This is a genomic window from Alteromonas sp. G4i13, assembly GCF_054960505.1.
Genome location: NZ_JBHNYX010000014.1, coordinates 20,571 through 46,803, shown reverse-complemented (window position 1 = coordinate 46,803; position 26,233 = coordinate 20,571). Strand labels below are relative to the sequence as shown.

Genomic DNA, 26,233 nt, shown 5'->3' with positions numbered 1-26,233 from the left:
TGCAATGAGCGCAATACACTTAGTAGATGACTCGGCCACCATGTTAATGAGCATGGAAATGTTATTAAAACGAGCGGGCTATACGGTCACAAAATCAGAGAGTGCGGAAGCGGCTATGACAGCCCTTGAATCAATCAGTCCTAAACTAATTATCACAGACTTAAACATGCCAGGTATGAACGGCATAGAGCTTATTAAAACGTTGAAACAGCAGTCTAAGTTCAGGTTCACCCCTATGTTGATGTTAACCACTGAATCTCAACAGAGTCGTCGCGAAGAAGCGAAAGCGGCGGGCGCGACAGGTTGGCTTGTTAAGCCTGTTGAGCCAGAGCAGTTATTAGGTGTAGTAAAGCAGTTGGTGCCAACTGCATAAGGTTAGATTATGAAAGTACTTGAAAAAACAAAGCAGTATTATGAGTTGGTACTCGCTGAGAAGTTTAAAGTGCTTAAGGATAAGACGAATAAAGTTCAGGACTCACTTTTACTCTGGAGCGGTTTGGTTGGTGTGTCTATATTGAGCATGGCAATTTCGTTGAATATATCGCCACAGCTATTAAATGGGCAAGCAGGTACCGTTGCCACAATACTGGGTTTCTTGAGTTTTATTACATGGTATTCGCATAGGCAAACAAGCGTATTCAAAGCCAGTCTTAATAAACAGGAGAGTTACTTACAAGAAACCTCTGATCAACTCAACGAAACACATGCTCAAGTCAGTGAATATGTAGCCATCCTCAAAGGCCAAATGGACGGCATAAGCGCCATCACAGAAGATGCATCGATGGAATTGATGAAGGCGCTGTACGAAATTGAAAGTAGCATTCAAGACAGTATAGATAACGTTGAGTTAGGGCAAAAGAACGCGCTTAGCTGCAAAGAAAAAAGCGCCGATGAGTTTGAGCTGGCTGCAAAGCGCTTATCGAGTATTAAAGCCATGATAAGCACCCAGCGGGAACAGCAAATCGCAGATACAGAAGCGATTCAAGGGGTAATGCGTGAAGTTGAGAACCTTAAAGAGCTCACGGAACTGGTTAAAAATATTGCTTCACAAACCAACTTGTTAGCGCTAAATGCGGCTATCGAAGCAGCTAGAGCCGGAGAATACGGAAGGGGATTTGCGGTAGTAGCAGAACAGGTACGTATATTGTCTTCCCAGTCTTCAGAAGCGGCTGAAAAAATAGAATCCGGTATAAAGTCCGCTCTTGATGCCGCGCATCATCAGGGAGAGAAAATGCTTAATTCAACGCGTGCTAACGATACGTGTGAACTATTAACGGGGTTTTCTGAATCGTTAGAAAACATTACGAGCCACTATCGGGTATTAGAAGAACTCAATCCCAAAATGCTGGCATGCTTTTCACAAAGCGCGACAGAAGTGGCGTCTAAAGTGAGTGGTGCAATAGCCAAGATTCAATTCCAAGATATTATTCGCCAGCGCACCGAACACGTGAAGTTAGAGCAAGATGCCATTGTTAGCCTGTTCGGACAATTCTCGTCTTACATCAATAATCGCGAACATTTTGACGAGTCTTTTAATTTAAGCACGAAAGAAATGTTTGAAAAATACGTTATGGAAGATCAGCGTAAAATCCACTTTGACATCAATGAATCTTCACCAGAAGAGAAAAATGAGTTTGAAGAGGCGCGAGAGCCAAAAATAGAACTCTTTTAGCTGAGGGCCCATCAGGGCCCAATAGCCTTTCTGACTGTGCTTTTGTTATTCTTTTGCTGGTAATTCAAATAACAAGATAACTTACGCTTAAAGCATTATTCGTTCAGCGGTGGCAAATGCCACATCCAGTTTGAAATAAGCGGCTTCATTAATAAAGTGCGGGTAGGTTTCAGTTTCGTTTTCCCACACGATATCTTTGCCGTCAAACGTCCGAAATACAGGTGCCCCAGGTATGAGAGGTTTGAAATCGTTATCTTGCAGTGAATGATGGATCATGGCAGTACGTTTTCCATTAGCATCTAACGGAAAAGACACATTATCGCCTAAACGAAAAGCTTCACAGGCAGGCAAAGCGTCAGTACTGATTTGCCCTTTATTATACGCGGCACAAAAATCCAATATTGCTTCAGCCATGGTTTGTGTTAGAAGGTAAACATCTTCTCTTAATACGCTCTGTGGCTGCCCACCCACTTCTATCATTACGCCTTTCTTACCAGTGGTGCACAAGTAACCATGTTCAAGGTAGGGCTTTTCGTCTTCTACCAAAATGTTGGCTTCTGGCATTTGTTGCTTTACGTATCGCGCTAGCTGAATATGAAATTCATCCGCTTCCAAAATGATAAGCGTAGCACCCATTTCGCTGGTGGTGTTGTGAATATCAATCACAAAATCTGTGTTCGAATCACCCTTAGGCCCTAACTGTTGGTTAAGAGCCTTAGCAAGCTCAGCTTCTTTCGCAGAATTGTTATTCGATAAACGTTCAAAGGTAAACTGACGGTTTAAGTCTTCGTCTACGAAACGAACGTTTGCCGCAATGGCCGCTTCATTGGCGATGCTTAACGAAACATTTAGCTCATTAAATCGCGAAGGTAGCCCAAACTGTTGCCAGTTTCGAATAAGCTGAATACCACTGGTTTCATTTCCATGAGTACCACCAACAAGCGCGATAGAATTAAACATTCATGTTCCTTTTTGTATAGGTTGAGGATGAGGAAGGCTGCGCAGCGAGCTATTGAGTAATATTGTGATGAATTAATACGTTCGCTGTCTGCGCATCTACCCACGACTTGGAAATCAAGTAAACCGATACTACACCACTGCGCTTTGTACGAGAATACGTCTTAGTGGAATTTACCTAAATACTGGTGTTTGCCAAATTGTGGGGAAAGACAGCGCGTATTAGTGCTTAAAGAAGTCATCTGTTTGCTGTGCTAGCATCGCCTCTATCTCTTCAACATCGATATGCTTGGGCGTTGCGTCTTCTGCAGGCTTGCCGGCTATTTTTCTGTCTTCAGCGGCCCATTCACCTAAATCGATAAGTTGGCATTTTTTACTGCAAAAAGGGCGATATTCGCTTGTTGGTGCCCAAACAACCTGCTTGGCACAAATAGGACATTTCACTTCCATTATTTACTCCAGTGAAATACGTCTAAACGGCGAAGTTTGCGATTTGCTTATACTACCGCAGACGGGAAACAATAAATTAAAGACTCTGGCCTGCTGATCTTTGCGGTACATCACACGTCAGCAGGTCTTAAGTTTAACAGGCAGCTAAACGAAACTGAATACTGCTTTCCACTGCGCCAGATTGGCCCTCTTGAGGAGAAAATAGCATGAAGCGGAGTGCGTAACGGTATTTGTTGCCGCTAAGCGTAGGGTAATACCCTTCATCAACGCTACATTTAACGCGAATTAACTCGTTTTTATCTTCTGCAGCGCCTTGATAAAAACCGTTGTCAGCAACCACATTGACAAATTGACCTCGTTCGCGAATGAACGACAGGCTAACAGCAATAGCATCATCGAGTAAGGCTAACGTTTCAAGCCATTGCGCTATTTCAGCGAGGCGTTGTTCAAGGGGTTGTTGTAACCAAAAATGAAGATTGGGCAAATCGAAGCTACACGCGCCACCTGGAATGGCAAAGCGCTGCCTGATTGCGCTTAGCAGTTTATCTTCTTTCAAAGCACTACCAAAACGGCGGTCTGTTTTTAGCTTTTGTTTTAGGGTAAGCACGGTTTTTAGCGCTTGTTCTAAGGCGGTGCTGTCAATTTTCGGGTGCTTAGACCAATAAACCAAGTTCTTTTCATGGGCTTCGAGGTCTTTGGTAAGATCGGAGCGAAGATCCAGTCTTTCAATGAGATCAAGTAATTCGAAAAGCTGTTCAAAGAACACCAGCTGCAGATGAGTATGTTCTGATTTAGCCGTAATTTTAAGTTGTCCAAGCAGCTGCTCAACACGTAAATAGTTACGTACTTTTTCCTTTAGTGGAAATTCGAAAACAGCGTGACCCATGGAACCCCTTAAAACACATAGACTTAGAGAAATGTCGCTAAAAATTTAGCTGAACAGTGAAAGGCAACAAGCCTAAAGCATCAAAGCGTTTAAGCCAAGTATACTTGTCCGCCAAATCTTTACTTTGACGTTAATTGGTCAAAAAAGTTTCAAAAATCAATCCGTAAGGCTGTAACGCCCTGCTTTTAGGTGGTGAATTTAGTTATTAGGGATGTGTTTTTGCGTTAACTTCGTCTATCAACTTCACGCTTTAGATAGCAAAAGTAAGTGTTCATGCAAGGCCGAAACTTGCGAAGAGAGGGCGTTTAGGCTGGTGCTATTGTCTAGTACATGGTCTGCAGCGCTCAGCCGTTCTTTACGGCTAGCTTGTGACGCCATAATACTTTTTATCGTTGCTTCAGAGCTACCATCTCGCTTTAAGGCGCGTTCAAGCTGAAGCGCTTCAGGACAGTCAACCACTACTACGTAGTTACACATTTCAGTAAGCTTGTTTTCAACCAATAGTGGAACAGATAAGATGCAATAGGGGGAAGTCGATTCTATGATTAGCTGTTGCATGCGAGAACGAATAAGCGGGTGGAGAAGGCCGTTCAGCCAGGTTTTTTCATCTGGGTTAGCAAAAACCTTCTCTCGAAGTGCGGCGCGATCAAGGCTACCGTCTTCAAGCAAAATATGCTCGCCAAAATGCTCAGCTATTTGAAGTAACCCTTGTGAGCCCACGGCAACCACATCCCTTGCGACCTCATCGGCATCCACGATGTCTATGCCTAACGACGCAAAAATATCAGTGGCAGCAGATTTACCGCTACCTATCCCGCCAGTAAGGCCTACTACAAAGGGAGTCTGCTTATTCATAATGCCGGCACCTTCTAACTAAAGTACGTAATCAAGATAGGTGGTAATAATGGCATCTTTAAAAAGCAGTGTCAGCCAACCCGCCACAGCAAGGTAGGGGCCAAAAGGAATTGCCAGCGACTTACCTTTGTTTTGAATCACCATTATGAGTATGCCTGCAATTGCGCCAACAAACGAAGAGAGCAAAATAATAATGGGCAGACCTTGCCAGCCCGTATAAGCGCCAAGTGCGGCGAGCAGCTTGAAATCGCCATAGCCCATACCTTCTTTGCCAGTGGCAAGTTTAAATAGCCAATAAACAGACCACAAACTTAAATAACCCGCCGCTGCGCCAATAATAGCGTCGGTGGTGTCTACAAAAATGTGTTGCGTGCTCAACAGTAACCCCAACCACAGTAGAGGCAGTGTCAACTGGTCAGGTAATAGCATCTTATCTAAGTCAATAAACAGCAGAGCAACGAGTATGTAAGTAAACAATACGGCCCATAGTGCTTGCGATGTGACACCAAATTGATAGGCCGCAAAAGTACAGGCTAAAGCAGTAAACAATTCAACCAGCGGGTATCGAACTGATATTCCAACTTTGCATTTAGCGCATTTACCTTTAAGGAACAGGTAGCTAATAACAGGAACATTTTCCCATGCGCGAATCTTGTGGCCGCAGCTAGGGCATGTGCTGTCTGGTTTTACAAGGTTAAATACTTCTTCTTTCGCTGATGAGTTTTTATCATTAGGTGTCGGCTCACCCTCGCTAAAATAGCTTTGGTACTCTTGCTGCCAGCTGCGTTCCATCATAATAGGCAAGCGGTAAATCACCACGTTCAAGAAACTGCCAACCATTAAACTTACAAAAAAGACTAGGGAATAGAATACAGCAGGGTAAAGCTGACTAAGCGTAATTATCGCGTCCATGGTATGTGGTTCTTATAATTGTTGATTTTCGTTCTCTTAATGCTGAGCCACGTTATACCACGTTACCCATTTCGAATATAGGGAGGTACATAGCCACAATCAAGCCGCCGATTACCACGCCAAGTACGGCCATGATCATAGGTTCTAATAGGCTGGTTAAACCGTCTACCATATCATCGACTTCAGCTTCATATATGGTGGCAATTTTACTAAGCATTTCGTCAACCGCGCCCGACTCCTCACCAATGGCAATCATCTGCGTCACCATGTCAGGGAATACTTGTGTAGCGCGCATTGCAACGTGCATAGGCATACCGCCTGCCACTTCTTTACGCATGTATAAAATGGCATCGCGGTATACCGCGTTGCCCGAAGCTCCGGCGGCGGATTCTAGTGCGCCAATAAGCGGCACACCTGCTGCAAAAGTTGTGGCTAGGGTTCGGGTAAAGCGCGCAATACTGGCTTTTTTTAGAATTTCTCCAACCACCGGTGTTTTTAAAATATTGCGGTCAATATTGTCGCGCAGTTTTTGACTTTTTTTGTAAGCTCTAGCAAAAAGGTATCCACCAATTCCAATACCGATCGCTATGAAAACACCATAGTCTTGAACAAATCGTGAAATTGCGAGTACGAACTGTGTAAAGGCGGGAAGCTCTGCGCCAAAACTGCTAAAAATCTCTTCAAATTGTGGTACAACAAATATAAGTAAGATAGTCGTAACTATGAATGCAACAACGACGACGGCGACTGGGTAAAACATCGCTTTTTTAATTTTTGACTTAAGTGCTTCAGCCTTTTCTTTATAGGTAGCAATACGATCGTAAATGGTCTCGAGTGCGCCTGACTGTTCGCCGGTATAAACTAAATCACAATACAGATCATCGAAATATTCGGGATGCTTTCTCAGCGCACTGGATAAAGGGTTTCCAGACTTTACTTCATCCGTGACTTCCCCAAGAAGCTTTCTCATCTTTGCCTTATCATGGCCTTGAGAGATCATATCTAAAGACTGAATTAAAGTTACACCTGCTGCTAGCATCGTTGCTATTTGCCTTGATATTACAGAAATATCAGCAGCTGTAATTTTTTTGTCACCTCCAAAAAGAGGTGTTGAAAGTTTTTTTACTTTATTAGCGGAAATTCCTTGGCGACGAAGGATATTTTTAGCTTCCGAAAGAGAAGATGCAGAAACTTCTCCTTTACGGCTTTGTCCATGGCGATCCTTTCCTTGCCATGTAAATGTAGATGCTGCTTTCGCCATTGAGTTTTCTCTCTTTAAACAACAAAGCCCAGTATATAACTGGGCTTTCGGAATCTAATTTTTCGAGATTAACAAAGAGTGGCTGGTGTGCACACTGCTGTCCACGTTACTCGACCACCGTTAAGGGCTGGAGTCAAAACGTATGTTCCAGGCGCCGGTACATCCATATCGCCATGTGCAGTTGCAGTGATTACGCCGTTAGCACCAGTTGTAACGCCTACAATATCAGGGTCAGCATTTGCCGCAGATGCTGCAACTGTAGCTGGAATGCCGTTCGTATTCTGTACACAGTTAGCAAGATCGTTAGTGGTTTGAGCACAAACTTCGACTGCTGATTTTACAGCTGCTGTTGCATTGGTAACTTCAGTAAAACGCGCTTTTTGCGTGTAGTTTTGGTAAGCAGGAAGTGCGATTGCTGCAAGGATACCGATGATTGCAACAACAATCATTAGTTCGATTAGGGTGAAACCTTTTTGGTTTTTAGTATTCATGTTCATCATGGTTTTTCTCCGGGACGTGTATAACACGTAAAGTTTAAATCTAATTCAAATTGACGTTTATACCCGAGTCGTCCATTTAACGCCCCTGGTACTTGATACTCAGTATAGAATTTTATTTGTTACTGACAAGTATAGGCAAATATACCTATGTCTAGCTTTTTCAGTATGACACGGTTCGCCGCGCCTTGGCAGGCTTTATCACTTGAACTTTCGTATAAAAGTTAATGACTTAAGTGCGTATGCCTATCTATACACAAAAAGCATTATCGAGAAATGACTGAACAGAATGACGAGTAATCGTATTGTAAATTATACATCTACTCGGTGATTTAAAATCACTGTGTAACCTCAACCATTAAGGTCTCAGCATTTAAAGCCACAGTATAGGGAAGTGATAATTGCGGTAACGTAAATTTCACTGAAACACTGTATCTTTATAATAAAACACGTGCAACAAAGAAGCCGCGTTATAAAGGTGGAAGTACAAGGGGATAAGCAACACATTCGCTTACCTAATGTTAAATCCACCTTTATAGCTTTTAATTTGGCTCTTTATCTTTCTTGCTCTGCTATGACAAATTAATGCGCAGCGACAAATCAATGGCCTGAACGTGCTTGGTTAAAGCTCCAGATGAAATGTAATCTACGCCTAGCTTAGCGAGAGACGCCAGTCGTTCATCAGTAATGTTTCCTGATACTTCCAGTTTACATTGACCTTTGTTGAGCGCCACTGCCTGTTGGATCTGTTCGTTAGAAAAATTATCCAGCATGACAATGTCGGCACCTGCACTAAGGGCTTGTTCAAGCTCGGTTAAGTTCTCTACTTCTACTTCAACGGGCTTGCCCGGCATCATTGTTTTCGCTCGGCTTACGGCTTTTTCGATGTTTCCGCAAGAAAATATGTGGTTTTCCTTAATTAAGAATGCATCGAACAAACCCACACGATGGTTTTGACCACCACCACAACGCACCGCGTATTTCTGTGCGTGCCGCAAACCTGGCAACGTTTTGCGGGTATCGAGAATTTTAGTGTTGGAGCCATCTAAATACTTAGCGTAAAAGGCAGTAACAGTGGCGGTTGCCGACAGGGTTTGTAGGAAGTTAAGCGCCGTACGTTCTGCCGTCAATATCGCGCGAGCAGAGCCTTCCAAACTAACCAGTACGGTGTTGGCATCAACTTTGTCACCATCTTTTACATGCCACGTTAGCGACACCGACTCGTCGATTAGTGCAAATGCTTGATTTGCCCATGCGATTCCACAAACCACGCAAGGCTCTCGCGTAATAATAGTGGCTTTTGCATTGACGCTTTCATCTATCAGGTTCGCCGTAATGTCGTTTGCAGCAATTAATTCGCCGCCAAGATCTTCAATAAGCGCGTTCGATACTTGCTCTCGAATCGCTTGCATGTCTGGTGATGTCATCTTCATCGCTATGATCTATGCTATCTGTGTATTTAAAGGGTACGCAATATTAACCATTCTCCGCGCTGAGTAAACTCTAATTGGCGAAGAACACTCATTCCCAGCAATATATGGTCATCTTGCATACCGGGGTTTAAGTTTGCTTTTACATCGCGCACCACAATTTCACCAATGCGCAAAGTTTCAATGGTCGATTCGGCGACTCTTACCACGCCGTTAGCTGTGCTGGCTAACCCTTCTCGACCCGCTTTGAGTTGAAGCTTGTTAGCCAAATGAGCGGGAACGGCCACGTCAGTTGCACCTGTATCAACAAGAAATACGACTTCCTCACCATTAATATAACCTGTTGTCACATAGTGACCTTGGCGATTTTGCTTAAGTCGGACTTCGGTTTGTGAACCAATACGCTCTGATGTTGGTTCGCTATTTGGGTTAATTTGTTTTTCTAAAAGATCTGAGAAAACAAAAACCAGTAGACCAAAACCGCAAATCCAAGCAAGCGCAACCATCCATTTACCCGTCGACGCTGTCGGGTCTTGTTGTTCATTCATGCTTCTACCTTTCTTATAATAGTGGTGCACCGCTTTTCGTATTGCTAAATACTCGGCGTAATCTCTTAAGCAAAGGACTAACGTGCTGATTAGCTTATTAGAATGCAATGTATAGCCCTATACACTTATATCCATATACAATGTAGGCTATAACGCAGAAAATCAATTATCGAAGCAAATACTATGGTGCTTTACAACGAAGCAAAGTACACAGCAAGTCCGCATTATGATGCCCGTCCTGACAGCGCAGACGTTAGCCTGTTAGTGATACACAATATTTCACTACCTCCTTCACAGTTTGGTACGCCGGGCATTCGCCAATTGTTTACCGGAACCCTCAATCCTGATGAACATCCTTTCTATAGAGAAATTGCTGGGTTACGGGTCTCTGCTCATTGTGTAATTTATCGAACGGGTGAAATAGAGCAATTTGTGCCCTTTGAACAGCGGGCATGGCACGCGGGCCTGTCTTCATTTCAAGGCCGCAGCCGCTGTAACGACTATGCTATAGGTATTGAACTTGAAGGTACTGATACGTTGCCTTACACCGATGCACAGTACCAAGCCCTTGGCGAACTCACGGATTTTATTACGAGATACTATCCTCGGATCACTTTAGGGCGTATCGTAGGCCATAATGATATAGCACCAGGGCGAAAAACTGACCCTGGTGCAGCTTTCGATTGGGCAAGATATAGAATGCGCGTTGCTGGGTTTAAATAATTTAACTAATCCGCACTGCAGAAAAAAGGAAACTCAATACCTATGATGTTAATGAGCTTGCTATTAGTTCTCAGCCTCGAGCGGTTGATAACAAAAACACCTAATTGGCATATTGAAAAGTATGCCGCTCAATATCGTGCATTTCTTCAAGATAAAGGGTTGATTAAGTTTCAAGAAGGAAATGAAGATGAGGAGGGAAGTAAAAAGGCCTCATCCACAGCACTTTATTTCTATCTTTTACTTCCCGCAGTAGTGCTGGGAGCAATTGAATACTGGGTACTTGGTGCATTTCTTACGTTTATAGAGCAAAGCATAATTTTGTTCATCTGTATTGGCTGCCCTGCATTGCGAGCCGTCTACAAGAGTTTTTTGAATGCTGCTGATCGAGGTGACCTTCAGGCGTGCAGTATGTACACCGACCAACTAGGGCATTGTGCAAGTCAAACAGACAGTGACGGAAGTGCGGGTACAGAAGGCAAAACTTTTGGCCAACACCTTACCTGGCTTAACTATCAACACTATGCCGCTGTGATGCTGTGGTTTATTGCTTTTGGTGCACCTGGCGCGCTGTTTTATAGCTTGAGTCGAAGCACAACCGAGGCATTGTGTGATGCAAATCACCCTTTAAAAGCCGCTGCGGGAAGATTGATGTTTGCGCTCGATTATATTCCTGTTCGCGTTACCGCTTTTGGCATGTTGATGATGGGACATTTCTCACGAGCGTTGCCTGAGTGGATTAAGTATGCACTTCAGTTCGATGTACCTGCATACGATGTGCTTACACAAATTTCTTCGAAAGCTGAGATTCTAACGCCTGATGAACAGCAGTTGCAGGCTGAAAATGCAGCAATAGAACCGAAGGTGCTCGTAAAGTTAGCAAAACGTAATGTTATTTTTCTTCTTGTAATAACATCAGCGCTCACGCTTGTAGGCAGTCTTGCATAGTCATTATTTTTAACATTTACTAGCCTACTTGGCTTAGAAGGGCGTTTGGTCTATTTATTAATTGTATGTAGATCAGGCGCTTTGCCCCTATTACTGCATTCTCTCTTCCTCATCAGACCAGTTTACGGTTACTGATTTTTCTTAACAAATTCAACAATAAAGCTTAACACCCAGCAAAAGGTAAATGCTTTGCTATGCTTGTGAGTATTTACCTCGAAATCGATCTGCCTTAAACTAGATAGGTAAAATGGTATTACCAATTGTGTTTGTGATTAAATATTCCACGATTATTTTTTACATTCACCGCTCTTATAACGTCGCTATTGTTATAGAGCACGGTTTAAATAGAAGGATACGTAGAGCGCATGCGGCAGCAGCGAAAAAAACTCTCTGATGTGATTACCGAGCAACTCGAGTCAATGATACTCGACGGTACGTTATTGGCTGGTCAGAAATTACCGCCAGAGAGAGAGCTTGCGCTTGAATTTGATGTATCGCGACCTTCGCTTAGGGAAGCCATTGGTAATCTACAGGCACGTGGGTTGGTAGAACGTAAGCAAGGCGGCGGTACGTTTGTTAATCGCAACCTTAATTCTGCCATGACAGACCCCCTAATGGACTTAGTTAGCCAGCGTCCTGAAACTCAATTTGATTTGCTTGAATTTCGTCATGCGCTTGAAGGGATGGCGGCGTACTACGCGGCACTTCGTGGTCAACCTGAAGATTACAACGCATTGAAGCAAGCATTGAACGACGTACCTACGCCTAAAGCGCACGAAAGCAAGCGTGCCCAAGCTGAGGCGCTAGGACAGTTTTATATCATTATGGCAAGAGCATCACACAATATGGTGTTGTTGCACGTAATGAGCACCATGCAAAGCATGCTGGTGGACAATATTGAACGAAACTTTGACATGCTGGCAGCGCACCCTGAAGCGGTGGAAGACATTGCTAAGCAGCGTCGTGAAATTGTAGAAGCCATTGCTTCTCGCGACCCTGAAGCTGCGCGTCAGGCATGTAATACGCATTTGGCGTTTATTGAAAAAACGCTATTAACCATTAATCAACGCGATACCCGCGTACAGCGCGCATTGCGACGATTAGAGATTTAGTTACTAGTCTGACCTTTTATAAGATAAGGGCTAGATAGCTATTCATTCGCAGAGGCCGGTCAGGTTTTTCCTGTGCCACTGCAAAAGCAGGTGAGCCAGATTGGGTCACTGTGAGTACAACGTAATTTAGTTTTCCTTCTTTTAGCGCCTTTAAGAGTAGAGGCAATGCTAAGGGAGGATTTTCTATATAAGCAAAAAATAGGATGGCACCATGTCTGATATGATGCACCAAGATGTAGATCCTCAAGAAACTAAAGAGTGGATTGATGCGCTTGAGTCGGTTTTAGAAGAGGAAGGCGTAGAACGCGCCCATTATTTACTCGAAAAACTTATTGATAAAGCACGTCGCAGCGGAGCGCATCTACCGTATGACGCAACTACTGCCTACATCAATACTATCCCAGCAGCGCAAGAGCCAAAAATGCCTGGCGACTTGACCATCGAAGCGCGCATCCGTGCGGCGATTCGTTGGAACGCATTGATGATTGTATTGCGTGCATCTAAAAAAGACCTAGAGCTTGGTGGCCACATTGGTAGCTTCGCATCATCGGCTATGCTTTACGATGTTGGCTTTAACCACTTCTTCAAAGCGCCTAACGAAAATCAAGGCGGCGACTTTATTTTCGCTCAGGGCCATATTTCTCCTGGTATTTATGCGCGCTCATATATGGAAGGCAACTTAACTGAAGAACAGTTAAACAACTTCCGTCAAGAGTGTGCTGGCGATGGTCTATCGTCTTACCCACACCCTCACTTGATGAAAGACTACTGGCAGTTCCCAACCGTATCTATGGGTCTTGGTCCACTTCAAGCTATCTACACAGCGCGCTTCCTTAAGTACCTAACTAACCGTGGTATCAAAGACTGTTCAGGTCAGCGCGTTTACTGCTACATGGGTGACGGTGAGTGTGATGAGCCAGAGAGCTTGGGTGCAATTGGTCTTGCTTCTCGTGAAGGCCTAGACAACCTAACGTTTGTTATCAACTGTAACCTTCAGCGTCTAGACGGACCTGTACGTGGTAACGGCAAAATTATCCAAGAACTTGAAGGTACGTTCCGCGGCGCTGGCTGGGAAGTAGTGAAAGTTATTTGGGGTAGCTACTGGGATGAGCTATTAGCTCGTGATAAATCTGGCAAGCTAATTCAGCTTATGGGTGAAACGGTAGATGGTGAATACCAGAACTGTAAAGCCAAAGGCGGCAAGTACACCCGTGAAAACTTCTTCAACAAGTATCCTGAAACAGCGGCACTTGTAGCGAACATGTCTGACGACGACATCTGGCGCTTGAACCGTGGTGGTCACGATCCGGTTAAGGTATTCGCGGCTTACCAAAAAGCCATTGATACGAAAGGTCGTCCAACGGTAATCCTTGCTAAAACGGTTAAAGGTTTTGGTCTAGGTGCATCAGGCGAAGCACAAAACGTAGCGCACAACGTTAAGAAAATGGACGTTGATTCAATCAAAGCGTTCCGCGATCGTTTCAATATTCCTGTAGCAGACGAGAAAATTGCTGACCTGCCATACTTCAAGTTCGACGAAGACAGCGAAGAAATGAAGTACCTTCGTGAGCGTCGTGAAGCACTAGGCGGTTACTTGCCTTCTCGCCGTGAACAGGCTGAAGAACAGCTTGAAATTCCTGAGCTAAGTGCATTCGACGCTATCTTAAAAGGGTCAGGTGACCGTCAAGTATCGTCAACCATGACGTTTGTACGTGTACTTAACGCGCTATTGAAAGATAAGAAAATTGGTAAGCGTATTGTGCCAATTATTCCTGATGAAGCCCGTACATTCGGTATGGAAGGTTTGTTCCGTCAGGTAGGTATTTACGCCAATGAAGGCCAGAAATACGTACCTCAAGATGCCGACCAAGTAGCTTACTATCGCGAAGATAAGAAAGGTCAGGTATTACAAGAAGGTATTAACGAGTTAGGTGCAATGGCATCGTGGGTAGCGTCAGGTACGTCTTACTCAACGTGTAACGCTACCACTATTCCGTTCTACATCTACTACTCGATGTTTGGTTTCCAACGTGTTGGTGATTTGGCATGGGCAGCAGGCGATAGCCAAGCACGTGGTTTCCTTTTAGGCGCAACTGCGGGTAGAACCACACTTAACGGTGAAGGTCTACAGCACCAAGACGGCCACTCACATGTTCAAGCGAACCTAATTCCTAACTGTATTACTTACGACCCAACGTATGGTTACGAAGTAGCAGTTATCGTTCAAGACGGTCTACGTCGCATGTACGGTAATAACGAGAATATCTTCTATTACCTAACATTGATGAACGAGAACTATCAGCACCCAGAAATGCCAGAAGGTGATGATGTTGCTGAACAGATCATTAAAGGTATCTACAAGCTTGAGCGTGTTGAAAACGACAAGTCTAAGCTTAACGTACAGCTAATGGGCTCAGGTACTATCTTGAACGAAGTGCGTAAAGCGGCACAAATTCTTTGTGACGACTACAACGTATCATCTGACGTTTACTCAGTGACCTCGTTCAACGAGCTAGCGCGTGAAGGCCAAGACGTAGCACGCTGGAACATGCTAAACCCAGAAGCTGAGCAAAAAGTACCTTACATTGGTCAGGTAATTACGAAAGACGCAGGTCCTGCGATTTCTGCCACTGACTATGTGAAGAACTACTCAGACCAAGTACGCGCGTTCATTGAAACTGAATACCGCTGCTTAGGTACAGACGGTTTCGGTCGAAGCGATAGCCGCGAAAACTTGCGTACTCACTTTGAAGTTAATGCGTCATACATTGTGGTGGCATCACTTTACGAATTGGCTCAGCGCGGTGACGTTGAGAAGAAAGTGGTAGCAGAAGCCATTAAGCGTTTTGAAATTAACGCTGAAAAACTTAACCCACTTTACGCGTAAGCCAGATAAGGTATTTTACATATGTCAGATATTCAAAAGATTATCGTACCCGATGTAGGCGGTGACGAAGTTGAAGTTATCGAGCTATGTGTTGCCGTAGGCGACAACATTGAGGCTGATGAAGGCGTTGTTACTGTTGAAAGTGACAAGGCGTCAATGGACATCCCAGCACCGTTTGAAGGTGAGATTGTTAGCCTGTCTGTATCAGTAGGCGATAAAATCAAAGAAGGCGATGTGATTGGTGAAATGAAAGTTGCCAATGGTGACAGTGCCGATGAAGGCGCGTCTGAAGAAAACGCTTCAGATGAATCTTCTAAAGAAGATGCACCTAAGCAAGAAGAAGCACCAAAAAGCGAAAGCAAGTCAGAAGCAGCGCCAGCTGCGTCTGGCAGCAGCGAAGTGATTGAAGTTGCAGTACCGGATATCGGTTCTGACGACGAAGTAGACGTAATTGACGTATTGGTTTCAGTGGGCGACACCATTGAAAAAGAAGATGGGCTAATTACCCTTGAAACCGATAAAGCAACCATGGACGTTCCTTCAACACACGCAGGTACGGTGAAAGAAGTATTCATCAGTACTGGCGATAAAGTGAAAGAAGGTACGGTAGTGATCAAGCTGGAAGTAGCGGGCTCAGGCTCGTCTTCAAGTGAATCGGCGTCTAGCGATGCTTCTTCTGAAGCATCTGCACCGGCTGCGCCAGAAAGTGCAAAGCAAGAATCAGCGCCAGCGGCGTCTGCAGGTAGCGAGACTATCGAAGTTGCTGTACCAGATATTGGTGAAGACGGTGAAGTTGACGTTATCGACGTACTTGTATCAGCTGGCGATACCGTTGAAAAAGAAGACGGCCTAATTACGCTAGAAACTGATAAAGCGACCATGGATGTGCCGTCAACACATGCAGGTACGATTAAAGAAGTCTTTATCAAAGCGGGTGACAAAGTTAAGCAAGGCACCTTGGTTGTTAAGCTTGAGACCAGCGGTGGCTCGTCTTCAAGTGCAGCTGAAAAGCCTGCTGAAGCGCCTAAGCAAGAAGAGACTCAACAAGCGTCACAGCAGGAAGCCTCGCAAGGTCGCTCTCCTGTGCCTCCAGCGCCAGAAGCCAAGAATACAGGTAAAGCACATGCTTCTCCTTCGGTTCGCCGTATTGCTCGTGAGTTTGGTGTAGACCTGACTCAAGTTAACGGCTCTGGCCCTAAAAACCGTATCTTGAAAGAAGACGTTCAAGCCTATGTGAAAGCTGAGCTTGCGAAACCTCGCACAGCAGCAGCTTCAGGTAGTGCGCCTGTGGGCGACAACGTACTTCAAATCGTTCCGGTTAAGCCTGTTGATCACAGCAAGTTTGGCGAGATTGAAGAACAAAAGCTTTCTCGAATTCAAAAGATCTCTGGACCGTTCTTACACCGTAACTGGGCGACTATCCCGCACGTTACGCAGTTCGACGAAGCAGATATCACTGAAGTTGAAGAATTCCGTAAAGAGCAAAACGCTTACCACGCGAAAATTAAGTCTGGTCTTAAGATCACACCACTAGTATTCGTTATGAAAGCGGTAGCGAAAGCGCTTGAGAAATACGAAGTATTCAACTCATCACTGTCTGACGACGGCGAGAGCTTAATCATTAAGAAGTTTATCAACATTGGTATTGCGGTTGAAACACCGGGAGGCCTTGTTGTACCTGTTATTCGTGACGTGAATAAGAAAGGTATTGAGCAGCTGTCTCAAGAGCTTATTGAAACATCTAAGAAAGCCCGTGAAGGCAAGCTTAAAGCGGCTGACATGCAGGGTGGAACGTTCACCATCTCTAGTTTAGGTGGTATTGGTGGCACGGCGTTTACGCCTATTGTAAATGCACCAGAAGTCGCCATATTAGGTGTGTCTAAGTCTGAGATGAAGCCTAAGTGGAATGGTAAAGAGTTTGAGCCGCGCTTAATGGTGCCGCTAAGCCTGTCATACGACCACCGAGTCATCGATGGTGCGGTAGGTGCAAGATTCTCTACTGAGGTTGCTGCAAACCTAACTGACTTACGCAGAATCATACTTTAAATAAAAGGTCGAAAAAGTTTACAATATCAGTAACATTTTCGACGATTTTATAAGCCCATTTGGTGGCATTTAGGTTATGCTATTACACAAAAGTAATAGCATGACCCTACAAGAACAGGATTGAGGTTCACAATGAGCGAAATTAAAACGCAATTGGTGGTACTGGGCGGCGGCCCTGGCGGTTATTCAGCAGCATTCCGTGCGGCTGACTTAGGTATTGAAACAGTTATCGTAGACTCTCGCGACACGCTTGGTGGTGTTTGTCTTAACGTTGGCTGTATCCCTTCAAAAGCCCTTCTTCACGTTGCTAAAGTGATGAAAGAAGCGAAGCACCTTGCTAGCCACGGTGTATCGTTTGGCGAGCCTACCATCGATTTAGATAAAATCCGCGAATACAAAGACGGCGTTGTTAAGCAATTGACAAATGGCCTTAGCGGTATGTCTAAAATGCGTAAAACCAAGCATGTACAAGGCTTCGGTAAATTTACAGGCGCAAACACCCTAGAAGTAAAAAATGGTGACGACGTTACTACTATTACTTTCGAGAAAGCAATTATCGCTGCGGGTTCTGAGCCAGTAAGCCTACCGTTCATCCCAGAAGATGATCGTGTAATCGACTCAACTGGCGCACTGGAAATGAAAGACATTCCAGAGAAAATGCTAGTACTAGGCGGTGGTATCATCGGTCTAGAAATGGGTACTGTGTACGAAGCACTTGGCTCGAACATTGATGTAGTTGAATTCTTAGATCAGCTAATTCCAGCCGCTGACAAAGACATCATGAAAGTGTTCATGAAAGACTACAAAGACAAGTTTAACATCATGCTTGAAACCAAAGTGACTGCGGTTGAAGCAAAAGACGATGGCTTGTACGTAACATTTGAAGGTAAGAACGCACCTGCTGAGCCAGTGCGCTACGACAAAGTACTTGTTGCTGTTGGTCGTAAGCCAAACGGTAAGCTAGTTGGCGCAGATGCAGCTGGCGTAAACGTTGACGAGCGTGGCTTCATCAACGTTGATAAGCAAATGCGTACTAACGTTGACCACATCTTCGCAATCGGTGACCTTGTAGGTCAGCCAATGCTTGCGCACAAAGCGGTTCACGAAGGTCACGTTGCTGCAGAAGTTATTGCTGGACAGAAGCATTACTTCGACCCACGTGCTATTCCTTCAGTAGCGTACACTGAGCCAGAAGTTGCTTGGGTTGGTCTAACTGAAAAAGAAGCGAAAGAGCAGGGCGTAAGCTATGAAACAGCAACGTTTCCATGGGCTGCTTCAGGCCGTGCAATTGCATCTGATGCAACTAACGGTATGACTAAGATGATTTTCGAAAAAGAAACGGGCCGCGTAATCGGTGGTGCTATGGTAGGTACCAACGCGGGCGAAATGCTTGGCGAAATCGGCCTAGCTATTGAGATGGGTGCTGACGCTGAAGACGTAGCATTGACTATCCACGCTCACCCAACGCTTAACGAATCAATTGGTCTTGCGTCTGAAATCTTCGAAGGAAGTATTACTGACCTGCCAAACCCGAAAGCGAAGAAAAAGAAGTAAATTAGCTTCTTTGTTCGAACTACGAAAAAACCGCTCATTGAGCGGTTTTTTTATTAGGGCTTTGAATGTTTTAGAACCACTTTACCTGCGATAACGCAACGCGATGACGAACATGCTAAGTCTCGCCGAGTGTGTAGTTATCTAAGCAGGCTAGTATTAAGCTGTTTCTTTTCCAACCGCTACAGTGTCGAGTCTTTCGTCCATTTCATCATTGCTGGGCGTTTTCAAATGCGCTGGCGTAAATTCTTCACAGTCCATATTGCGCTGGTCCATAAAGCGTTTAACCGTTTCGGCGCAATAGGCTTTTCTACAGCATTGAGAGAGCAGCATTTCATGACGTTGTACACGCTCGCGAATAAATCTAACTACGAGACCTCTAAGCCACTGTAAGCCCGCGTCTTGATCCTGACGTTTGTGCCACATCACAGACAGCGGAGAGCTGACAATTTCTATTGGCGTTTCAAATACTGCCAATTCCCCGGAGAAAATTTCTTTTTCCATTACCAAAGACGGTGCTACACAAATAAGGTTGCTCTCTTTTAATAACGGTGTAGCGTTATAAAACTGGTTTACAGACATTGCGACGCGGCGTTTAAGGCCTAAATTCGCCAGTACCTGATCTGTAGGGCCAGTCACATCGCCTGTAACAGAAACCAGAAGATGATCAGCCGCGACAAAGTCTTCTAAGGTCAATTGAGATTTTGCTAATGGATGATCGGGGCGCATTACCACAACCCAGCTTGGGTCGAGAACATGTTCGGCACGAATAACAGAGCCAGGCTCCTGATATTTAGAGAAAGTGAGCTCTGCTTCAGCATCTTTGAGTATTTTATCGGTTTCCATGTCGTAATTAGGAATGGCATGGATGTTAATACCAGGCGCCTCATTCTCAATAACTTTGCGTAGCGGCCCCCACACCATAGAAACGATGCTGTCAGTTGCAGCTATACGAAAAGTACGCTTAGCCGTTGCAGGGTTAAAGTCAGTTGGGTTAACGGCGACTTCGAGCTCGCCTAAAGGGCCCTGAATCTGACTCCATAAATTTTTAGCAAATGAGGTAGGTTGAATACCGCGGCCGTCTTTAACGAACAGTTCATCTTTCCAAGCTGTGCGCATACGAGAAAGTGCGTTAGATACCGCAGGTTGCGTCATCGACAGCCTGTCAGCTGCGCGGGTAATTGCACCCTCGGTCATGATGGCATCAAAAATCATCAATAAATTTAAATCATGTGGACGCATGGTTGTCTCCGGTGTCTATTGCGGACAATCTACTTTCATCTATTGAACAATGAAAAAAGCTGCCGTTTACTTCGTTTTTGGCTATGTAATTTAACTGACATAGTTTAGTTATAGGTTATAGCTAAAAGCATTTATTTTCCAAATGAATGCGACGAGCGACACTGGTACACTGTATCGCTGTAACCGTTGATTTCCCTAAGCTCTCGCTTTTTATACGGTTATTCTCATTTTCTCTGCGAAACCACTCTTCTAAATCTTTAAAAGCGGTTGTCTCTGTCAGCCCGATCTTCAATATATAACATCATGTGATGTGTTGCATATAAAAAGATAATTATTTTTATTGTTGGTGGCGATGCATAATGCACAGCATCAAACTTTAGTTTAATTTTTAAGAGAATCTTGCAATGAAAACTTTTACCCGTTTATTGGCAATAGTAAGCCTAACTGCGCTTGTCGCTGCATGCGGTGGTGACGAGCAGGATCCAAGTCAATCAATGAGCGCTGGCGCTAATGCTGGTGTTCCTGTTGATGTGGCAACGGTAGTGTCTCAGCGTTTAACCGAGTGGGATAATTTTACAGGTCGTTTAGAGTCTCCGCAAATTGTTGCGCTTCGCCCTCGCGTGTCGGGCTATATTGACTTTGTTGCATTTGACGAAGGCGAATATGTCGAACAAGGGCAAACCTTATTCTTAATTGATAACCGCACGTTTAAAGCAGAAGTTGATCGATTGACTGCACAGCTTGAAGAAGCCAAAAGTCGCGTTCAGTTGGCTGAGCAAAACTATAGCCGTGCTTTTAAACTTCGTAAAACCCAGGCGGTTTCTGAAGAAGTTCTTGATGCCCGTTTAGCTGAGAAAAACCAAGCGCTTGCAAGCTTAAACCAAACGCAAGCCGCACTTGAAGTAGCGCGCCTAAACCGTGGCTTTGCTCGTGTTGAAGCACCTATTTCTGGACGTATTTCTCGAGCAAACATCACTGAAGGTAACTTTGTTACTGCAGGACAAACAGAGTTGACTCGCATCGTATCGACCGACCGTTTATATGCGTATTTCGATATTGATGAGCAGACGTACCTAAACTATCTAACCGATAAATCAGCGGCTTCAACAGCAGTGAGCGAGCAGCCGGTAGCGATGCGCCTTGCTAACGAGTCTGATTATAACCACTGGGGTCAAATTGATTTCATCGACAACCAGGTTAACGGTAGCACTGGCACACTTCGCGTTCGTGCCGTATTTAATAACGAAGAAGGTCGTTTAATTCCGGGATTGTTTGCACACTTAAAATTGGCAGGTGACACCGATGAACAGGGCATTCTTATTAAAGAAAAAGCTATCGGCACAGATCTTAATAATAAGTTTGTACTGGTTGTAAACGACGAAAGTAAAGTGGAATACCGTGCGGTTAAGCTAGGCGACAAAGTGGGTAGCATGCGCATCATCACAAGCGGCTTGAATGTAAACGACACCATTGTGGTTGATGGCTTACAGCGCGTTCGCCCTGGTTCCCAAGTTGCCGCTAACGAAGTGCCTATGGGTGATGAAGATGCTTTGGCAAACTTATCTAGCTGGCAGTCACGTGTTGATAATGCAACACAAGTAACCCAAAACATGGCGCAGTATGAGGATGTTTTATCTGGTGGTTCATTTGCCACAGGTACAGCAACAGCAGGTCTTAAGTAATGAACATTTCGCAGTTTTTCATTAGCCGCCCGATTTTTGCGGGCGTGCTTTCCCTACTTATCTTTATAGGTGGTGCAATTGCTGTCTGGCAACTGCCTATCACTGAATACCCAGAAGTAGTGCCGCCTACCGTGGTGGTAACTGCGAATTATCCCGGTGCAAACCCAGAAGTTATCGCCGAAACAGTTGCAACGCCGCTAGAGCAAGAAATTAACGGTGTTGAAAACATGCTGTATATGTCATCACAGGCAACCAGTGATGGCCGTATGACGCTAACAATTACGTTTGCCATTGGTACGGATCCAGATGAAGCCACAACGCTGGTACAAAACCGTGTAAATCGCGCGACACCGCGTTTACCTCAAGAAGTGCAGCGCTTAGGTGTGGTAACTGAAAAATCGTCACCAGATTTAACCATGGTAGTGCACCTGACGTCGCCTGATAATCGTTATGACATGCTTTATCTTTCAAACTATGCTGATCAGTTTGTTAAAGACGAGCTAGCGCGAATCAATGGCGTTGGGCAAGTGCGTCTGTTCGGTGCTGGTGAATTCAGCATGCGAGTATGGTTAGACCCTAACAAACTGGCTGCGCTCCAGTTAAACCCTGGCGATGTGGCAGCAGCTATTGCCGACCAAAACCAGCAAGCGGCGGCAGGTAGCCTAGGTGCACAGCCTACGGGTACCAGCGAATTTCAGCTGCTTATCAATGTGCGCGGCCGTTTAAAAGATGAAGCCGAATTTGAAAATATTATTGTTAAGTCGGGTGAGAATGGTGAAATAACCCGTCTTAAAGACGTTGCGCGTATCGAACTAGGTTCAGAGTTTTATGCACTGCGTTCACTTATTAACAATAACCCTGCGGCAGCGGTGCCGGTTTTCCAAGCACCAGGCTCTAATGCAATCCAAATTTCAGATGACGTTCGCGCTCGTATGGCGGAACTGTCTAAGGCGTTCCCTGAAGGCCTTGAATACGAAATTGCCTACGACCCTACCGTATTTGTTCGTGGTTCGATTGAAGCGGTAATTAGTACACTTCTTGAAGCCGTATTGTTAGTCGTACTTGTTGTTGTACTGTTCTTACAAACATGGCGTGCGTCTATTATCCCACTCGTTGCAGTACCTATTTCACTTGTGGGAACGTTCGCCTTTATGCAGCTAATGGGCTTCTCGCTGAATGCACTGTCGCTGTTTGGTCTTGTGTTGGCAATCGGTATTGTAGTAGACGACGCTATCGTTGTTGTCGAAAACGTAGAGCGTAATATTTCTGAAGGCAAAGCGCCGTTTGAAGCCACCGTACAGGCAATGAAAGAAGTAACCGGTCCTATTATTGCCACAACCTTGGTACTTGCTGCGGTATTCGTACCTACTGCTTTCATGAGCGGTCTTACCGGGCAGTTCTATAAGCAGTTTGCCCTAACAATTACTATCTCTACGGTAATTTCTGCAATTAACTCGTTAACGCTTAGCCCTGCATTATCTGCATTACTGTTGAAACCTCACGGTAAAGCGAATGACTGGTTAACCCGTTTAATGGATAAAGTGTTTGGCCGCTTTGTATTTTCACCGTTTAACCGTTTCTTTGACCGCAACTCAAAGCGCTACACTGGTGCTGTGGGTGGGCTTATCCGTAAGAGCAGTATCATCATGGTGCTTTACGCGGGTCTGCTAGGACTCACGTACTTCCAGTTTGCCAATACACCAACAGGCTACGTTCCGCCGCAAGATAAGCAGTATTTGGTCGCCTTTGCTCAACTGCCTAATGCAGCAAGCTTAGACAGAACTGAAGAAGTGATCCGTGAAATGTCTCGTATTGCTATGGAACACCCTGGTGTTGAAGATGCAATTGCATTCCCTGGCTTGAATATTAACGGGTTTACCAATAGTCCAAGCTCAGGCGTGTTGTTTGCAACGCTGACTGACTTTGATAAAAGAACGACGCCTGATCTATCTGGTGGCGCCATTGCTGCCCAGCTTAACCAGAACTTTGGATCTATAAAAGGTGCCTTTGTGGCAATATTCCCGCCGCCACCAGTAATGGGGTTAGGCACGATTGGTGGTTTCCGTTTACAGGTTGAAGACAGAGGAAACCTAGGCTTTGAAGAACTTGAGCGCGTCACGCAAGAAGTGATTGGCAAAGCGTGGGCACACCCAGCGCTTACCGATGCATTCACTAGCTTCACTGTTGCTGTACCTCAGCTCGATGTGGATGTAGACCGTGAAAAAGCGGTAAGCCAAGGTGTAAACATCGATACCTTGTTTACCACCATGCAGGGCTACTTAGGTTCGTTATACGTGAACGACTTCAACTTGTTCGGTAGAACTTACCAAGTAAATGTACAAGCTGATGCCCAATACCGTCAGGATATTGAGAACATTACGCAGTTTAAAGTGCGTAATGCACAAGGTGAGATGATCCCGCTTGGCTCATTCTTGAACATTGAGCACAGTGCAGGCCCTGACCGTGTTATGCACTATAACGGATACGTCACCGCTGAAATAAACGGTGCAGCAGCGCCAGGCTATTCTTCTGACCAAGCGAAGGCGGCTATTGAAGAAATTCTGGCTGAAACGTTACCACTTGGCATGACTTACGAGTGGACTGAGATCACCTATCAGCAAATATTAGCGGGTAATGCATCAGCGTTTGTATTCCCATTAGTTGTGCTTTTGGTGTTCTTAGTACTGGCTGCACAATACGAAAGCCTGCGTTTGCCACTGGCAATCATATTGATTGTTCCCATGACCTTGCTGAGCGCGCTTATTGGTGTGCAAGTTTATGGCGGCGACAACAATATTTTTACCCAAATAGGTTTGATTGTACTGGTTGGCCTTGCAACGAAGAACGCCATTCTTATTGTCGAGTTTGCAAAAGAGCTACAAGACAAGGGGATGGACGCGCTTTCAGCCATTAAAGAAGCAAGTCGATTACGTCTTCGTCCAATACTAATGACATCCATTGCTTTCATCATGGGTGTGCTGCCAATGGCGGTATCAACCGGTGCCGGCTCTGAAATGCGTCAGGCCATGGGTGTGGCAGTATTCTCAGGCATGATTGGTGTTACCGTATTTGGACTTATCTTAACTCCGGTATTTTATTACCTGATACAGCGTAAAGGTTAACTCTCCCGTCTACCCAAGCGTTGCCCTCTTAAGGGGCTCTTTAGGCCACTCATTTGAGTGGCCTTTTTTTTGCCACCATTGGTCAGCTTTTATCTCGTTTTGTGAAACCGAAAAGCTTATATTCGCTTGTATCCTGTTGAAAACAGAAAGAATGGAGATTCGAATGAAAATAGGTGCGGCGATAGTAATGGCGATGGGCATGGTGGTTGCTGTGTCTTTGCTTGGTGTTCAGGTGTCTTCTGCCATGAACGATATGCAAACGTGGGATAGAGTAGTAACCGTAAAAGGATTGTCAGAGCGAGAATACATTGCTGATCAGGTTATTTGGCCTATTCAATTTGTCGACGCGGGCAATGACTTACCTCAACTGTATGAACATATTGAAAAGAATAGCCTTCAGGTGGCTAGCTTTTTAGAAGAGAAGGGCATTTCAGCAGAAAGCATTACTATTGGAAAGCCTGAAATAAATGACAAATTGGCGCAACAATACGGAAGTAGTGAAAAAGCGCCATTTCGCTACAGTGCCATTCAAACCGTTACTGTCTTTTCAAATGATGTTGAAAAGGTGCGAGCGCTTATGCAGCAAATTGGGGAGTTAATTAAAACTGGTATTGTATTATCAGACCAAAGCTACCGCGCTCAGCCCGACTATGTATTTACCCGCTTAAACGAAGTAAAGCCGGAAATGATTGAAGAAGCTACGCTCAATGCGAGAGAGGTTGCGGAAAAATTTGCCAAAGATTCAAAAAGTACGTTGGGCAAAATTAAGCGCGCTAACCAAGGGCAGTTCAGTATTTCTAGTCGCGACAGTCATCATCCACATATAAAGAAAGTGCGCGTGGTTTCTACTGTCGAATACACACTTATCGACTAGCGCATCAGGCTTTCGAACATGGTATAGCAGTCAACAGGCCGTATTTCGTGCTATGCTTTGTCATATCGAAAAGGCTTGCGAGTCGAATTGCTTAGTTTTAAAGCAGCGTGGCTTAGATGATTGGAATGCCTTACTGCTAATGTCTAGTGGCTAGATGTTGGAGTATGCGTTTTAATTTATATTGATAAAGCTAAAGCGTGGCCACTGTTGCTTGCTTGAAAATGCAGCCCAAGTGGTATTCGTTTCACCTTTTGAAGGTTATGCCACTGACATGACGGAACAAAAATCACAATCCCAACAGCTGGAGTTTTTTGAAATTCCAAGCCCATGCATTGGTGTGTGTGAGTCAGGTCCAAGGGGTTTCTGTAAAGGGTGCTATCGAAGTCGCGACGAGCGCCTGTACTGGCTTAAGGTTGATGATGCAACTAAACGTAAAATAATCAGCGCCTGTGCTCGGCGCAAAAAAGCGGTGCTGACGCGCGCTCGCAAGCAACAGCAAAAAGAGCTGGGGGAATCAATTGGGCAGTTCACGCTGTTTGATGATCCGCCAAGTTCAGAATAAGCGGCCTTGAGTTTGTAAA

General features: G+C 44.8%; 22 protein-coding genes. 12 read left to right on the top strand and 10 right to left on the bottom strand.

Annotation, left to right across the window (positions count from 1 at the left end; genetic code table 11):
• Positions 1-4 precede the first annotated feature (4 nt).
• Entirely contained in the window at positions 5-373 is a 369-nt protein-coding gene (locus ACFI6J_RS08880) for a response regulator (protein ID WP_014950410.1), read from the top strand.
• Between the two features lie 9 nt (positions 374-382).
• Positions 383-1,672: a methyl-accepting chemotaxis protein gene (locus ACFI6J_RS08875; RefSeq protein ID WP_239300627.1), complete on the top strand. Its 1,290-nt coding sequence runs from the start codon at positions 383-385 to the stop codon at positions 1,670-1,672.
• Between the two features lie 87 nt (positions 1,673-1,759).
• On the opposite strand, the gene ACFI6J_RS08870 is transcribed toward ACFI6J_RS08875, so the two are convergent.
• The 9 genes from ACFI6J_RS08870 to ACFI6J_RS08830 form a co-directional block, all read right to left on the bottom strand.
• Entirely contained in the window at positions 1,760-2,632 is an 873-nt protein-coding gene (locus tag ACFI6J_RS08870) for an aspartoacylase (RefSeq protein WP_283627300.1), read from the bottom strand.
• A gap of 219 nt (positions 2,633-2,851) precedes the next feature.
• On the bottom strand, positions 2,852-3,079 hold the full coding sequence (gene yacG, locus ACFI6J_RS08865) for a DNA gyrase inhibitor YacG (RefSeq protein WP_014980027.1): 228 nt from the start codon (positions 3,077-3,079) through the stop codon (positions 2,852-2,854).
• A gap of 133 nt (positions 3,080-3,212) precedes the next feature.
• A complete protein-coding gene (zapD, locus tag ACFI6J_RS08860) occupies positions 3,213-3,965 on the bottom strand; it encodes a cell division protein ZapD (RefSeq protein WP_039227984.1) in 753 nt (250 codons plus the stop codon).
• 243 nt (positions 3,966-4,208) lie between these two features.
• Positions 4,209-4,820, bottom strand: coding sequence for a dephospho-CoA kinase (gene coaE, locus ACFI6J_RS08855; RefSeq protein ID WP_101565574.1), 612 nt, complete (start codon positions 4,818-4,820; stop codon positions 4,209-4,211).
• 18 nt (positions 4,821-4,838) lie between these two features.
• Positions 4,839-5,732: a prepilin peptidase gene (locus ACFI6J_RS08850; RefSeq protein WP_462556126.1), complete on the bottom strand. Its 894-nt coding sequence runs from the start codon at positions 5,730-5,732 to the stop codon at positions 4,839-4,841.
• Between the two features lie 52 nt (positions 5,733-5,784).
• Positions 5,785-6,993, bottom strand: a complete 1,209-nt coding sequence (locus tag ACFI6J_RS08845; protein WP_101565572.1) for a type II secretion system F family protein — start codon at positions 6,991-6,993, stop codon at positions 5,785-5,787.
• Positions 6,994-7,061: 68 nt separating this feature from the next.
• The gene (locus ACFI6J_RS08840; RefSeq protein ID WP_377948032.1) at positions 7,062-7,493 is read right to left on the bottom strand and encodes a pilin; all 432 of its coding nucleotides are present in this window, start codon (positions 7,491-7,493) and stop codon (positions 7,062-7,064) included.
• Positions 7,494-8,062: 569 nt separating this feature from the next.
• Positions 8,063-8,917, bottom strand: a complete 855-nt coding sequence (gene nadC / locus ACFI6J_RS08835) for a carboxylating nicotinate-nucleotide diphosphorylase (RefSeq protein WP_131138172.1) — start codon at positions 8,915-8,917, stop codon at positions 8,063-8,065.
• Between the two features lie 32 nt (positions 8,918-8,949).
• Positions 8,950-9,468: a retropepsin-like aspartic protease family protein gene (locus ACFI6J_RS08830; protein WP_014950400.1), complete on the bottom strand. Its 519-nt coding sequence runs from the start codon at positions 9,466-9,468 to the stop codon at positions 8,950-8,952.
• Between the two features lie 183 nt (positions 9,469-9,651).
• Between ACFI6J_RS08830 and ampD the strand changes: the two genes are divergently transcribed.
• The 6 genes from ampD to lpdA all read left to right on the top strand — a co-directional run bounded on the left by ampD (position 9,652) and on the right by lpdA (position 18,735).
• On the top strand, positions 9,652-10,191 hold the full coding sequence (gene ampD, locus ACFI6J_RS08825) for a 1,6-anhydro-N-acetylmuramyl-L-alanine amidase AmpD (RefSeq protein ID WP_069944747.1): 540 nt from the start codon (positions 9,652-9,654) through the stop codon (positions 10,189-10,191).
• A 42-nt stretch (positions 10,192-10,233) separates the two neighbouring features.
• The gene (ampE, locus tag ACFI6J_RS08820) at positions 10,234-11,136 is read left to right on the top strand and encodes a beta-lactamase regulator AmpE (protein ID WP_462556120.1); all 903 of its coding nucleotides are present in this window, start codon (positions 10,234-10,236) and stop codon (positions 11,134-11,136) included.
• 365 nt (positions 11,137-11,501) lie between these two features.
• Positions 11,502-12,248 carry a pyruvate dehydrogenase complex transcriptional repressor PdhR gene (gene pdhR / locus ACFI6J_RS08815; RefSeq protein ID WP_014950397.1) on the top strand — a complete coding sequence of 249 codons (747 nt, stop codon included), beginning with the start codon at positions 11,502-11,504 and terminating at the stop codon, positions 12,246-12,248.
• A gap of 211 nt (positions 12,249-12,459) precedes the next feature.
• Positions 12,460-15,135, top strand: coding sequence for a pyruvate dehydrogenase (acetyl-transferring), homodimeric type (aceE, locus tag ACFI6J_RS08810; RefSeq protein WP_377948030.1), 2,676 nt, complete (start codon positions 12,460-12,462; stop codon positions 15,133-15,135).
• Positions 15,136-15,156: 21 nt separating this feature from the next.
• Positions 15,157-17,181: a pyruvate dehydrogenase complex dihydrolipoyllysine-residue acetyltransferase gene (aceF, locus tag ACFI6J_RS08805; protein ID WP_462556115.1), complete on the top strand. Its 2,025-nt coding sequence runs from the start codon at positions 15,157-15,159 to the stop codon at positions 17,179-17,181.
• 132 nt (positions 17,182-17,313) lie between these two features.
• Complete coding sequence (gene lpdA / locus ACFI6J_RS08800) at positions 17,314-18,735, top strand: dihydrolipoyl dehydrogenase (RefSeq protein WP_014950394.1); 1,422 nt, start codon at positions 17,314-17,316, stop codon at positions 18,733-18,735.
• 156 nt (positions 18,736-18,891) lie between these two features.
• Here the strand turns inward: lpdA and ACFI6J_RS08795 are convergent, their stop codons facing one another.
• The gene (locus ACFI6J_RS08795; RefSeq protein ID WP_338852054.1) at positions 18,892-19,974 is read right to left on the bottom strand and encodes a LysR family transcriptional regulator; all 1,083 of its coding nucleotides are present in this window, start codon (positions 19,972-19,974) and stop codon (positions 18,892-18,894) included.
• A 404-nt stretch (positions 19,975-20,378) separates the two neighbouring features.
• Here ACFI6J_RS08795 and ACFI6J_RS08790 point away from each other — a divergent pair, with 404 nt between their 5' ends.
• The 4 genes from ACFI6J_RS08790 to ACFI6J_RS08775 all read left to right on the top strand — a co-directional run bounded on the left by ACFI6J_RS08790 (position 20,379) and on the right by ACFI6J_RS08775 (position 26,214).
• A complete protein-coding gene (locus ACFI6J_RS08790; protein WP_462556110.1) occupies positions 20,379-21,656 on the top strand; it encodes an efflux RND transporter periplasmic adaptor subunit in 1,278 nt (425 codons plus the stop codon).
• Positions 21,656-24,778 (top strand): efflux RND transporter permease subunit, encoded by a 3,123-nt coding sequence (locus ACFI6J_RS08785; RefSeq protein WP_014977213.1) that lies wholly within the window; start codon positions 21,656-21,658, stop codon positions 24,776-24,778. Before ACFI6J_RS08790 ends, ACFI6J_RS08785 begins: the two co-directional genes overlap by 1 nt.
• Positions 24,779-24,941: 163 nt before the next feature.
• On the top strand, positions 24,942-25,652 hold the full coding sequence (locus ACFI6J_RS08780) for an SIMPL domain-containing protein (protein WP_110288252.1): 711 nt from the start codon (positions 24,942-24,944) through the stop codon (positions 25,650-25,652).
• Positions 25,653-25,923: 271 nt separating this feature from the next.
• The gene (locus ACFI6J_RS08775; protein ID WP_039228189.1) at positions 25,924-26,214 is read left to right on the top strand and encodes a DUF1289 domain-containing protein; all 291 of its coding nucleotides are present in this window, start codon (positions 25,924-25,926) and stop codon (positions 26,212-26,214) included.
• The last annotated feature ends 19 nt before the right edge of the window (positions 26,215-26,233 follow it).